Annotated in this window: 9 protein-coding genes and 1 pseudogene; all 10 read left to right on the top strand. The window is 31.8% G+C overall.

Going from position 1 to position 12,635, the window contains the following annotated elements; all coding sequences use genetic code 11:
* Nucleotides 1-20 precede the first annotated feature (20 nt).
* The 10 genes and pseudogenes from ACE1TG_RS04720 (at nucleotide 21) to ACE1TG_RS04765 (ending at nucleotide 12,629) form a co-directional block, all read left to right on the top strand.
* Nucleotides 21-1,805 carry a heparinase II/III domain-containing protein gene (locus tag ACE1TG_RS04720; protein WP_375051209.1) on the top strand — a complete coding sequence of 595 codons (1,785 nt, stop codon included), beginning with the start codon at nucleotides 21-23 and terminating at the stop codon, nucleotides 1,803-1,805.
* Complete coding sequence (locus ACE1TG_RS04725) at nucleotides 1,802-3,019, top strand: glycosyltransferase family 4 protein (protein WP_375051210.1); 1,218 nt, start codon at nucleotides 1,802-1,804, stop codon at nucleotides 3,017-3,019. Before ACE1TG_RS04720 ends, ACE1TG_RS04725 begins: the two co-directional genes overlap by 4 nt.
* 12 nt (nucleotides 3,020-3,031) lie before the next feature.
* Nucleotides 3,032-3,889 (top strand): SDR family oxidoreductase, encoded by an 858-nt coding sequence (locus ACE1TG_RS04730; RefSeq protein ID WP_375051211.1) that lies wholly within the window; start codon nucleotides 3,032-3,034, stop codon nucleotides 3,887-3,889.
* Nucleotides 3,890-3,911: 22 nt separating this feature from the next.
* Complete coding sequence (locus ACE1TG_RS04735) at nucleotides 3,912-5,132, top strand: nucleotide sugar dehydrogenase (protein WP_375051212.1); 1,221 nt, start codon at nucleotides 3,912-3,914, stop codon at nucleotides 5,130-5,132.
* 34 nt (nucleotides 5,133-5,166) lie between these two features.
* A pseudogene (gene wecB, locus ACE1TG_RS04740) lies at nucleotides 5,167-6,248 on the top strand (non-hydrolyzing UDP-N-acetylglucosamine 2-epimerase).
* 40 nt (nucleotides 6,249-6,288) lie between these two features.
* Entirely contained in the window at nucleotides 6,289-8,412 is a 2,124-nt protein-coding gene (locus ACE1TG_RS04745) for a bi-domain-containing oxidoreductase (protein ID WP_375051213.1), read from the top strand.
* Nucleotides 8,413-8,419: 7 nt separating this feature from the next.
* On the top strand, nucleotides 8,420-9,544 hold the full coding sequence (locus ACE1TG_RS04750) for a glycosyltransferase family 4 protein (protein WP_375051214.1): 1,125 nt from the start codon (nucleotides 8,420-8,422) through the stop codon (nucleotides 9,542-9,544).
* Between the two features lie 15 nt (nucleotides 9,545-9,559).
* The gene (locus ACE1TG_RS04755; protein WP_375051215.1) at nucleotides 9,560-10,102 is read left to right on the top strand and encodes an acyltransferase; all 543 of its coding nucleotides are present in this window, start codon (nucleotides 9,560-9,562) and stop codon (nucleotides 10,100-10,102) included.
* Between the two features lie 26 nt (nucleotides 10,103-10,128).
* Nucleotides 10,129-11,253, top strand: coding sequence for a glycosyltransferase (locus ACE1TG_RS04760; protein ID WP_375051216.1), 1,125 nt, complete (start codon nucleotides 10,129-10,131; stop codon nucleotides 11,251-11,253).
* Nucleotides 11,254-11,270: 17 nt separating this feature from the next.
* On the top strand, nucleotides 11,271-12,629 hold the full coding sequence (locus ACE1TG_RS04765) for a hypothetical protein (RefSeq protein ID WP_375051217.1): 1,359 nt from the start codon (nucleotides 11,271-11,273) through the stop codon (nucleotides 12,627-12,629).
* Nucleotides 12,630-12,635 lie beyond the last annotated feature (6 nt).

Raw genomic sequence — 12,635 nt, forward strand, 5'->3', positions numbered from 1 at the left:
GAAAGATGAGGTGCTTTTAGATGGACAATAAAATCAAACTATACGTAAACACTATAAAGTATCTCAAACCTTCACAGATATATTATAGATTATCTAATAGATTGAAAAGAGAATTGTATAAAAAAGGACTATTAAAAATAAAAGTTCCGAACGAATTAAAAGTAAAGGATTCCTTTGATTATCTTGTTCCTGAATTAGAATTTAGCCGTGAGTACTTAAGGCGATTTGATACTGATGGCATCTTTAATGGTCAGTTTACATTCATAAACATTACAAATAAAGTGAAGCTATCAAATGCATGGAACAGTAAGGAGCTACAACATTTGTGGAGATACAATTTACATTACTTTGAGTACTTATACAAACTAGCTTATGAATATTCCGAAGGGGAAAACCCAGATCAATACTTTGATAAATATAAGGCTTTAATCAATAACTGGATAGACTACAATCCATTTGCTGTTGGAGACGGTTGGCATTCATATACGATTTCATTAAGAATTACGAATTGGATTTCTACGTATCAGATATTCAAGGATAGAATTGTAATTGATAATGATTTTAATAAAAGGTTTAAGGAATCATTATATTTACAGTATAAATTTTTGCAAAGAAATCTTGAAAAGGATGTTTTAGGAAACCATTATTTTGAAAATATAAAAGCACTCATAATCGGAAGTATCTATTTCGAAGAAACAAAGGTAAAAGAAAAATTTAAAAGAGAACTATTGGAGCAGCTAAAAGAACAAATCTTAGAAGATGGAATGCATTTTGAGTTAAGTCCTATGTATCACAAGATAATTTTAGAAGATTTGATTAAAATAGCCTACTGGTTGAAAGATGATCTTATATATAATCAACTAATTCACTTCATTCAAAAGATGATAGATGTAACTTATAGTATTGAAGATGGTTTAGGTAAGACTCCAGAATTTAATGATAGTACTGATGGAATCAGTAAGAATTACAAAAGTCTATTAGAAACATGTAGATTGTACTTTGCGTTAGAACCACAAAATAAGTTTAGCTTTGAGAAAAGCGGGTTTTACATTATTGAAGATCAGTATAAAAAGTTGATTTTTGATACTGGTGATATCTGTCCGACTTATTTACCTGCACATGCTCACTGTGATGCTTTGAGCTTTGAACTTTCTATGAACGGGCTACCTGTCATTGTTAATTCCGGCACATATAGATATGAGAATGGTAAATGGAGAGATTATTTTAGAAGCACCAAAGCTCACAATACTGTTTCAGTATCAAATCAAGAGCAGTCACAGTTTTGGGGAAGTTTCAGGGTGGCTAAGCGACTAGAGAAAATAAGAAGAAAACAATTTGTCTATAAAGATATTCAATTTTATGTTGGTGAGTATGTTTCCTATCAAGGAGCAAAGCACAAGAGGTATATTGGGCATATAGACGAAAACACAATAATTGTTTTGGATTATGTTAAATCTGTATATAAAGAAAAGATCAATAGCTTTTTACACTTTATTCCTGCTACTAAATTCGTTATCGATAATGATACTGTTCATGTTGTAAGTGGCAAAAATTCTATTGAAATAACGGCAGTAGGGACAAGTGAAATTGACATTGAGAAAGGCTGGTATTCTGAACAATTTAATGTCAAAGAAGAAAATAAGCATTTAATACTTGGAAAAAATGATAGTCTGCAATGCTTTGGTTATTTAATAGGATTGAGTTCCGATGAAAACGAAATAATTCAATCAGATAATGAACTTAAAGTCATCATTAATGATAAAGAACACATCATCAATTTTGATGAGTTGGGAGATATGTTATGAAAATAGTTGTTATATGTCATTACTTTCCTCCAGAAATAGGAGCCCCATCAGCAAGAATATATGAAATGGCTAAACACTGGGTTGAATTAGGAAATGAAGTACATGTCGTTACTTGTTTTCCAAATCATCCAAATGGAATTATTCCAAGTGAATATCAGGGTAAAAAATATCAACTTGAAGAAATGGACGGTATCCATATACATAGAAACTATGTATATGCGACACCTAATAAAGGTTTTATTAAAAAGACGCTTGGTCACATCTCGTTTATGTTTTCTTCGGTTTTAATTTCTATGAAAAAGATAAAAAGTCCCGATGTCATAGTCACAAGTTCTCCTACTTTCTTTTCAATTATTTCAGGTTATTGGTATAGTCTAAGAAAAAAGGCTCCGTTCATACTTGAAATAAGAGATTTATGGCCAGCAGCAATGGTTGAACTGGGAGTTATGAAGAAAGGATTCATAACAAACATATTAGAAAAGATGGAACTGTTTTTCTATAGAAAAAGCAAAAAATTAATCATGGTGACAAAGTCATTTAAAGAAGATGTTGTCAGTAGAGGCATTGATGGTAACAAAGTACATGTTATAACAAATGGCGTTAACCAAGAATTCTTTTATCCTAAAGAAAAAAATATATCGATTTTAGAAAAATATAACTTAGAAAATAAATTTGTTATATCATACGTTGGGGCGCATGGAATATCTCAGAACTTAAGCACAATATTAAACGTTGCAAAAGGTTTAGAAAAAGACAAGGATATTCAGTTTATATTTATTGGAGAAGGTGCCGAAAAAGATAAATTAAAGAATATTGTTGATGAGCAATCAATTAATAATGTTACATTTATTGATTCACAACCAAAAGAAAAGATAGCTGAATTTTATAACACCTCCGATTTAAGTCTAATACCATTAAAGAACATAGAATTGTTTAAGACATTCATTCCTTCAAAAATGTTCGAAATAATGGCATGTGGTGTTCCAATTGTTGCTAGTTTGGAAGGCGAAGCTGCAGATATCCTAGAGCGGTCAAAAGCAGCTGAAGTTGTGAAACCAGATAACGCAGATGAAATAATGGATGCAATTGTTAAAATTAAAAACGATAAGGCATTATATGAAAACCTAAAGGAAAGTGGACCTGCCTTCGTTGAACAAAACTACTCTAGAGAAAAGTTAGCTAAAGAGTATTTAAAACTATTAAGTGAAGCATAGAGGGAGATTCATATGATTTTATTAACAGGGGCAACCGGCTTTTTAGGAGAATTTGTTTTAGAAGAGTTAGTAAATAGAGGGCATGAAGTTACTTGTTTTGTTAGAAAGACTAGTAATCTAGAAAAAATCAAACGTGAGAATGTTAACTATGTATATGGAGAATTAGATGACTATAAGTCGATTTGTGAAGCTCTTAAAGGGAAAGAAACATTGATTAATATAGCTTCTCTTGGATTTGGACATGCACCGAGTATAATTAATGCGTGTGAAGAAATAGGTGTGAAACGTTCAATCTTTGTTAGTACTACAGGCATCTTTACAAAGCTAAATCCTGATAGTAAAGGTGTTAGACTTGAAGCTGAGAAGCTGATTAAAGAGAGTAACTTAGACTATACAATAATTCGTCCAACTATGATCTATGGGACATCTAAAGATCGTAATATGTGGAGGTTAGTAAAGGTTTTAAAAAAAGTACCAGTACTTCCAATACTAGGGTCAGGAAGCTACTTGCAACAACCTGTTTATGTCAAAGACCTAGCTACTGCTATTGTTAGTGCTTATGAAAAACCAGTAAGTATTAAGAAAGTCTATAATATTTCTGGTGCAAAGGCCCTAACTTACAATGAAGTAGTTGATATTACAGGAGAGACCTTAGGAAAAAAAGTGTTAAGGCTACACATACCAATGAAGTTAAGCTACAATCTATTGAAAATTTATGAGAAAGTGTCAAAAAATCCTAAATTAAAGGCAGAACAAGTATTAAGACTAAATGAAAATAAAGATTTTTCATATGAAGAAGCTAAGCAAGATTTGGGGTATAACCCATTAAGTTTCAATGAAGGAATAAAGCTTGAATTAACAGAACGTTAATTGTGTGAAAGAAGGTTTATATATGATAAATATTATTGGACTTGGCTATATAGGTTTACCCACAGCACTTATGTTTGCGAAAAGTGGGATTAAGGTAGTGGGGACAGATTACGATGCTAATCTAGTAAACTCATTACAAGATGGTAAACTCACTTTTGAAGAAGAAGGATTAGAGGAATTATTTAAAGAATCCCTTTCAAATGGAGTTGAATTCTCAACAGAATATCAGAAAACACACACGTATATTCTTGCAGTGCCAACACCCTTTATTAAAGAGAGCAAGAAACTTGATCCTAAGTATGTTATTTCTGCAGTGAATAGTGTTCTTGATGTCTGTGAAAAGGGCGCAGTAATGATTATTGAATCTACAATCTCGCCTGGTACAACCGATAAATATATTCGTCCTGAAATAGAGAAAAGAGGATATGTTATCGGAGAAGATGTTCACGTAATGCATGCCCCTGAAAGAATAATCCCAGGAAATATGATATATGAGCTTGAGAACAATGCCAGAACAATAGGCACAGATGATCCTGAAGTTGGTAATAAAATAAAAGGGTTATACTCAAATTTCTGTAAGGCAGAGATTATTGTGACTGATATAAGATCAGCAGAAATGTCTAAGGTTGTTGAGAATACTTATAGAGATATCAATATTGCATTTGCAAATGAGTTAGCTAAGATTAGCCGTACAGATAATATGGATGTATATGAGATTATAAGAACTGCAAATATGCATCCGCGAGTTAATATAATGCAACCAGGACCAGGTGTTGGAGGTCATTGTATCTCTGTGGATCCATGGTTCTTAGTTGGAGACTATCCAGATTTAACTAATCTTATTTTAACAGCCCGAAAAATAAATGATTCTATGCCAAGACACGTACTGGGACGAATCAGAGATATTATGAGAAAACATGATATTAAAGACATTTCAAAAGTAGGACTTTATGGATTAGCTTACAAGGAAAATGTTGACGATACAAGAGAAAGTCCTACCCTGCAATTATTAGAAAGAATGGATGACCATCTAGCCTTTGGAGTTAAAGTGTTTGATCCATTTGTAAAGGAAAGAATTGTAGATCACCAATTTATGAATTTTGAGGATTTTATGAATGAAATAGAGATAGTCGTTGTCATGGTAGGACATGATCATATCAAGAATAATATGGATTTCATAAAGGATAAGCATGTTCTTGATACAAAAAACATTTGTACCTTTGATAGTGTATATAAACTATAGAATAAAGTAGGTGAATAAAGGTGAACAAAAAATAATGGTTGTGTTTGGAACAAGACCAGAGGCCATTAAGATGTGTCCTCTTGTTAAAGAACTAAAAACTAGAGACAATTTAGAAACGGTTGTTTGTGTAACAGGTCAACACAGAGAGATCTTGATCAAGTTCTGAACGCCTTCAATGTGTTCCAGATTATAACTTATCAATTTTGAGATCAAAACAAACGCTATTCGATGTAACCATAAGTATTCTTGAAAAGATGAAGGCAGTTCTTGAAGAGATTAAGCCTGATGTAGTCCTTGTTCATGGTGATACATCTACAACTTTTGTAACGTCATTAGCTTGTTTTTATTTGCAAATTCCTGTCGGTCATGTAGAGGCAGGACTTAGAACGTATAATATTTATTCACTTTTTCCCGAGGAATTTTAATCGTCAAGCTGTTGGAATCGTAGCTAAATATAATTTTACACCAACAGAGATGTCTAAGGAAAATCTTCTAAAAGAAGGCAAAAATTCATCTACTAAACACGTAACTGGTAATACTGCCATTGATGCGTTGAATACAACGGTTAGAGATAACTATTCTCATAATCAATTGGATTGGGCAACAGATAGCAGACTTATTATGATAACTGCTCATCGTAGAGAAAATCTTGGCGAACCTCTGAGAAAAATGTTAAAGGCAATTAAAAGAATAGTAGATGAATATCCCGATATAAAGGCGATATACCCTGTTCATCTGAACCCGGTTGTAAGAAAAGCAGCTAACGAGATACTAGGAAACTGTGACAGGATAAGAATTATTGATCCTTTAGAAGTAATGGATTTTCATAATTTCCTTTTAAGATCGCATTTAATATTAACTGATAGTGGTGGTATTCAGGAGGAAGCTCCAAGCTTAGGCAAACCTGTTTTGGTTATGCGTGATACGACAGAAAGACCAGAAGGTATAGCAGCTGGAACATTGAAATTGGTTGGATCAGATGAAGATGTTATTTACCATAACTTCAAATTACTACTAGATGATAAAGCAGAATATGAAAAAATGAGTCAAGCAAGTAATCCATATGGCTATGGAATGGCAAGTAAAAGAATCGCGGATGTATTGGAAACTTGTTAGACGTTAAAAGATATATGTTGGAGAGAAGAGGTTATATTGAATGAAACAATTATTTTTAATGGTCAACGATGGTACAGTTAATTTAATAGATTCTCCACATCCTACCGTTAAAGACAATCATGTACTAGTTGAAACTCATTATTCTATCATTAGTGCCGGAACCGAAAGAGGCCTTACTTCATTTGGTGGAAAAAATTTAATTCAAAAAGCTTTAGAAAGACCAGATCAGGTTAAGAAAGTTACAGAAAAAATGTCAACAGATGGTATTTTGACAACAGTTGATGCTGCTTTCACTCGTCTTAATGAGCCAATGCCAATGGGATATTCAGCTGTAGGGAAAGTTATAGAATGTGGACGTGGAGTGACAGAGGTTGAAGTGGGGGACATGGTCGCCATGGCTGGCCAAGCTTACCATAGTGAAATTAACCGTGTGAATAAAAATTTAGTAGCTAAGATACCCAATAAACTAACTGACTATCGCCAAGGTGCATTATGTGCATTAGGTGGAATAGCATTACAAGGAATTCATCAAGCAGATGTTGTTCCTGGTGAAACCATAGCAGTTGTTGGGCTCGGCCTTTTAGGACATATTACTTCTCGTATTTTAAATGCCTATGGTTGTGATGTAATTGGTTATGACGTTGTTGATAAATCACTACCGGCAACAAACCTTAAAACGTTTATTAATTCTAATGATGAAAATGCAGAAGACATCACTAGATCTCATACAAAAGGTAGAGGAGTAGATAAGGTTATCATAACAGCAGCAGCAAATACTAATGCACCAATGGATTTAGCGGCAGCGATTGCTCGTGACCGTGGGACTATCTGTATGATTGGTGTAACTCAAATGAATATAGATAGACGTCCGTACTTTGAGAAGGAATTAACGTTCAAGATTGCTCGTTCCTATGGTCCGGGTAGATATAATACCAATTATGAGGAAAAAGGTATTGATTATCCGATAGGTCACGTTCGTTTCACACAAGGCCGTAATATTGAGGAATTTATCAGGTTAATTGCAGAGAAAAGAGCAGATTTTGCCGATTTAATTACTCATGAAATAGCATTTGAAAAAGCTGATGAGGCTTATGAAATGATAACTACCAATAAAAATAATGAGCATTATATTGGTATATTATTAAAATACACTCGGAATGAGTCTAAATGGGAAGACACTATTATTAGCGCTAAGAAGATAGTAGATAAAAATAAAATTTCAGTTGGCGTAATAGGGGCCGGGAATTTTGCTAAGAATTCTATACTACCAATTATGAAGGGTACTGGTCTTTATCACTATAAAGCCCTTGCTACTACAGGAGGAATTGGTGCAGCTCAGGCAAAGCAAGTATTCCCATTTGATTATGTAACAAATGATTATACTAAATTGTTAGCTGATGATGAAGTAGACTTGATTGTAGTTTCAACGCAACATAATAGCCATGCTAAATTTATAATTGAGGCATTAGAAACAGGAAAGCATGTTTACTGCGAAAAGCCACTTTGTTTGACCACTAAGGAACTTGATAAAATAGAAGCAGTGTATAAAAATTCAAAAGGCGAATTATTCTGTGGCATGAATCGTAGACATGCCCCACTTGTTCAACAGATTAAAAAAAATCTATCAACTGATAAAGTACCTGCAGTTTACAATTATATTTGTAATGCGGGGTATATCCCTGAAAATCACTGGACACAGGATGAAAAAGTTGGTGGGGGCAGAATTATAGGGGAAGCATGCCACTTTGTTGATGTAATTCAATATTTGGATGGTAGTGAACTGCAATCCATTAATGTGAATTTTGCTCAAAATGAAGCTTATCCTAAGAAGGATAATGCGATAATTATACTGCAGTTTAAATCTGGAGCTGTTGGAAATATTCTTTACACATCTATGGGATCAAAAAAATACCCTAAAGAGCAACTCCGGGTTTTTTCAAATGGAGCAGTTGCCGAGTTGGATAATTATATTAAATTGAATCAATATGGAAGTATAAAGAAAACTAAAGTGAAGCTTAGACAGGATAAGGGTATTAAGGATGAGTATGAGTTTATTTACAAAGTATTAAAAGGTGAAGTTAAAAATAATGTGATTGAAGATACTTTTGCTAGTCATAGGTTTTTGATCAATGCATTAAAGTCTATGGATTGCAGAGAAAGGTAGATCTAATTTGAAGAAAAATGTTTGTATCATAGGGCCGTTGCCGCCACCTATAAATGGGAATACCAAAGCTTTGGATACAATTCTAAAGTCAGATAAATGTAATGAAGTATTTAACGTATATCCGGTAAATTTATCAGGGTCACAAGTTGGTATGAGCGGAAAATTTAAACTTCAAAAAGTTAAGACTTTAAAAAATGCTTTAAGAGTTTTAAAGCATATTCAGAAGAAAAATCGTATAAGTACGTATTATCTTACTATTGCTCAATCAACTTTTGGAAGCTTTAGAGATGTCGTATTATTACGGCAAATCTTAAAAAAGGCTGATAATGCTCAGATTGTGCTACATTTACATGGTGGCGGTTTCTCGAATTTTTATAAAAAATCTAATGTGATAATCAAAACTTTAATAAAAAAATATTATTCTAAAGCTGATTCTTTTATTGTCTTAAGCGATAGTTTAAAGTCTATGTTTGATGAAATAGTAGATAAAGGTAAAATAAGTGTTATAGAAAATTGTGTTGATAATCAATTTATACTATCAGATTCAATTATTGATAATAAGTTATCCAACCTGAAAAGTAAAAATTCTATTCAAATTGTTTATTTATCTAACATGATTAAATCTAAGGGTTATCTTGATTTGTTATACTCCACTAGAATATTGGCAGAAAAGAAGGTGAATTGTAAGGTTACTTTTGCTGGAAACTTTGTAACACAGGAACACAAAGAGCAATTTTTTAATTATATAAAAGAAAATAATTTGCAAAATTATATAGAATATTTGGGAGTAGTCAATGGTGATGATAAGAAAAGTTTGTTACTTGAAGGAGACATTTTTATTTTACCGACATTTTATCCACAAGAAGGACAGCCAATTTCAATATTAGAGGCTATGTCGGTAGGAATGGCTATTATAACCACGAGGCATGGTGGAATACCTGACGTAATTAATGAAGAGAAAAATGGAGTATTTATCGAGGCCCAAGACATACAAGATATTGCCGAATCGATTATTAGGCTTGTAAATGAACCTGAATTAATAAAAAAAATGGGAGATAATAATCGACAAAAGGTTATGGGAAAGTATCTTGAAACCCATTATATTAACAATATTATTAAGGCTTTAGAATAGGTGGAGGTGAATTATATGGCAAGAAATAATCTAAAAAATTTCAGGAAAATTCCGAGATGGATTAAAGGTAAAATAATTAAAATTATTGCATATTTTAATCATCCTCTTTATATGAACATGTATATAAAATTTTTAAAACAACAAGGTATGGATATAAAAGGAAGACCGATTTATATAGGTGCTAACACTTCCTTTGATGGTAAAGATTACTCTGTTATTCATATTGGTGATAAGTCAGTTATATCAAGTGAAGTTCGATTTCTGACACATGATTATTCAATCTCGAGAGCAATAGAAGCAACGGGTCATGAATTAGAAAAAGAAGTATATTTCGTTAGAGATGTATATGTTGGCGAAAATTGTTTCGTAGGAACTAGATCCATATTAATGCCAGGATGTCGACTGGGTAATAATGTGATTGTTGGTGCAGGATCAGTTGTAAGAGGTGAAATTCCTGACAATTCAATAATTTTAGGGAACCCTGCTGAGATAATTGATAATACAATTAATTGGGCAAATCGAAAAATGGATAAAACCACTTATCAGGCTAATAAGTAAGTATAATATATATTAGGAGTATTTATATGAAGAGGTTATTATATATAGCATTAAATAATGCATTTGGCAATAAGTCCTCATCTGATGGCGTTTCTTTAAAAATATTCGGTCAATGTAAAGCGTTAATGGAAAATGGTTGGGATGTTTGGTTATTGGCATACAAAGATGAAGATATTGTATTATATAACATTAATAAAGAAGAATTTAAAGAAATTAGTAATTCAAAAAAAAAAATAAGAAGAATTCGTATTTTTGATGAATCTGAAAGATTAGTTTCCCAACTACAATTTAAAACGGTCTACATTAGATACCCTTATACAGATGTTTGGTTTCTTTTAATGCTTAGACAATTGAAGAAAAATGTTAATTCTATTTATTTAGAACTACCTACCTATCCAATTGAAAGATGGGGCCTTCAGTATGGGGTGGGGAAATTTGTAATAAGTAGACTAGACGCTGTTTTTGGTCGGTTCTTAAGGAATTATGTCACTCAGTTTCGTATAATGGGGTCTAATCAAGATGAAATATATGGTGTTCCTGCAGTAAATATCAGTAATGGTATAGATTGTAAAGAAATCCAAAAGAAAACACTTGAGGGAGCAGATGACTCTTTTGTCATTATTACTGTTTCAAGAATGAATCACTATCATGGTTATGATAGGTTAATAGAAGGATTAAATGAATATTATAAAAATTCTAATTTGGATAGAAAAGCTAGAGTCATAATGATAGGGGAAGGGCCAATGAAGGATGAATGGAAAAGGTTAACGTTTGAAAGAAACATGGAAGAGTATGTGGAATTTGTAGGGATAAAATCGAAGGATGAGTTATTAACTTATTTCAATCAAGCACATATAGCCATTGGTAGTCTTGGGTTACATAGAGTCGGACTTTTTGAAATATCAACACTCAAGTCAAAAGAATATTGTGCACGTGGGATTCCATTTGCCGGTTCAAACAGTGAAATTGGTTTTAGTGAAGATTTTTCTTATCTAATCAAATTGATTCCAAATGATTCCTCTGTTGATATTCAATATTTAATTGATTCTTATGAAAGAATAAAAAGACAAGATCCAAATTATATAAATAATATGAGAAGTTATGCTGAAGAGACGCTTTCGTGGAAGAATCAAATGCTAATAGATAGCTAAATAGAAGTAGGTGTATTGTGATTAATAAAAAAAAAGAAAAACTAGTATACCATATTCTAAGTAACGTTCTTTTATTTATTATTATACTTATAGACTCTATATTAATGAAGTCACAGGCAGTATTTTGCTTTGGCTTATTAATACAATTGTTGGTAGGAATAATAACATTTAGCTATAATGCAAATCGAATAAAATTTGTTTATTTCTCTTATGTTTTCGGGATGATATTTGTATCAATAATGTACTTTTCTCTTATAGCAGAGCATGGTGTACCTTATTTTAACTCTCAAGGATCTGATGACTTGTTTTATGAGAAACAAGCTTTTAATACCACTAGCTTAAACATAGGATTACTTGAGTTCTTAAATAATAATCCTTTGGACCTTTATAAGCAACTTACACTTTATATTTTTATTTTATCTAAAATGATTTCTTTTGGGAATTTGTTTGATGGATACCATGTCTTTATGTCAAGGCAGTTTAATGTATTTCTAATTGTATTCATAGTAAACATGCTGTATTTTATAGTCAATAAGGGATATAATTTTTCCTCAAAAGAAAAAACACGTTTTTTAATAACTATTTCTATATTTCCAAATTTTTTTTACTTAGCAAGTTATACATTTCGCGATATATTATCTTGTTTTTTAGTTATTGTCTTGATATGGGCATTAACGCATTTAAAAGTTAATAAAACTGGCAAGGGAATTATATATTACTTATTTGTCATTTTTGCTATTGTTTTACAATTCTATGTTCGAACATTTGTTATGTATATAATGATCATTATTACATTAATTAACTTTATAGACTTTGTACCTAAGAAATATAAATTTGTTATTATTATAGGAATAACTTCCTGTACTTCTTTATTATTTCTAAATGAAATTTCATCTATTTTTAGTGAAGGGTTAAATAAAGTTGATAATTATGCAGAATTCAGGGCAAATGAAAAGACATCTGGCTTAGTAAGTATATTTACTGACACACCATTATTACCATTTGGAATCTTTTTAAGATTTATTTATGGGTTTATTCAACCAAATCCATCATTTTCATATTTATTTGGAGATTATGCATTTTCATATGCTTCGATGACAACTTTTATAGGAATTGGCACATTATATATCCTTACTCAAATTCCCTATGCAATTAAAGGGTTCATTAAACCCTTGGATAAACTTTCAGTAACTTTTTTGTTATTTTATTTGGTATTTTTAGCATCCCTTACTTTTAGACATTTAGTGTTAATTTATCCTTTTATTTTCTTGTTAATCGCTAGAGGGAGAGAAAATAAAATAACGAAGTTTAAAGAAATATATCAATTGTATATATTAGGTTTGATATTTGTGTATATTGTATATTCGATAATATGATAAGTA

This window comes from Virgibacillus sp. JSM 102003 (assembly GCF_041949995.1).
Lineage (GTDB): Bacteria > Bacillota > Bacilli > Bacillales > Amphibacillaceae > Lentibacillus.

What these genes read in the sequence shown, in the direction of transcription:
- ACE1TG_RS04735 (WP_375051212.1), top strand. Translation starts at nt 3,912, where the DNA reads ATGATAAATATTATTGGACTTGGCTATATAGGTTTACCCACAGCACTT.
- ACE1TG_RS04745 (WP_375051213.1), top strand. Translation starts at nt 6,289, where the DNA reads ATGAAACAATTATTTTTAATGGTCAACGATGGTACAGTTAATTTAATA.
- ACE1TG_RS04725 (WP_375051210.1), top strand. Translation starts at nt 1,802, where the DNA reads ATGAAAATAGTTGTTATATGTCATTACTTTCCTCCAGAAATAGGAGCC.
- ACE1TG_RS04760 (WP_375051216.1), top strand. Translation starts at nt 10,129, where the DNA reads ATGAAGAGGTTATTATATATAGCATTAAATAATGCATTTGGCAATAAG.
- ACE1TG_RS04730 (WP_375051211.1), top strand. Translation starts at nt 3,032, where the DNA reads ATGATTTTATTAACAGGGGCAACCGGCTTTTTAGGAGAATTTGTTTTA.
- ACE1TG_RS04720 (WP_375051209.1), top strand. Translation starts at nt 21, where the DNA reads ATGGACAATAAAATCAAACTATACGTAAACACTATAAAGTATCTCAAA.
- ACE1TG_RS04755 (WP_375051215.1), top strand. Translation starts at nt 9,560, where the DNA reads ATGGCAAGAAATAATCTAAAAAATTTCAGGAAAATTCCGAGATGGATT.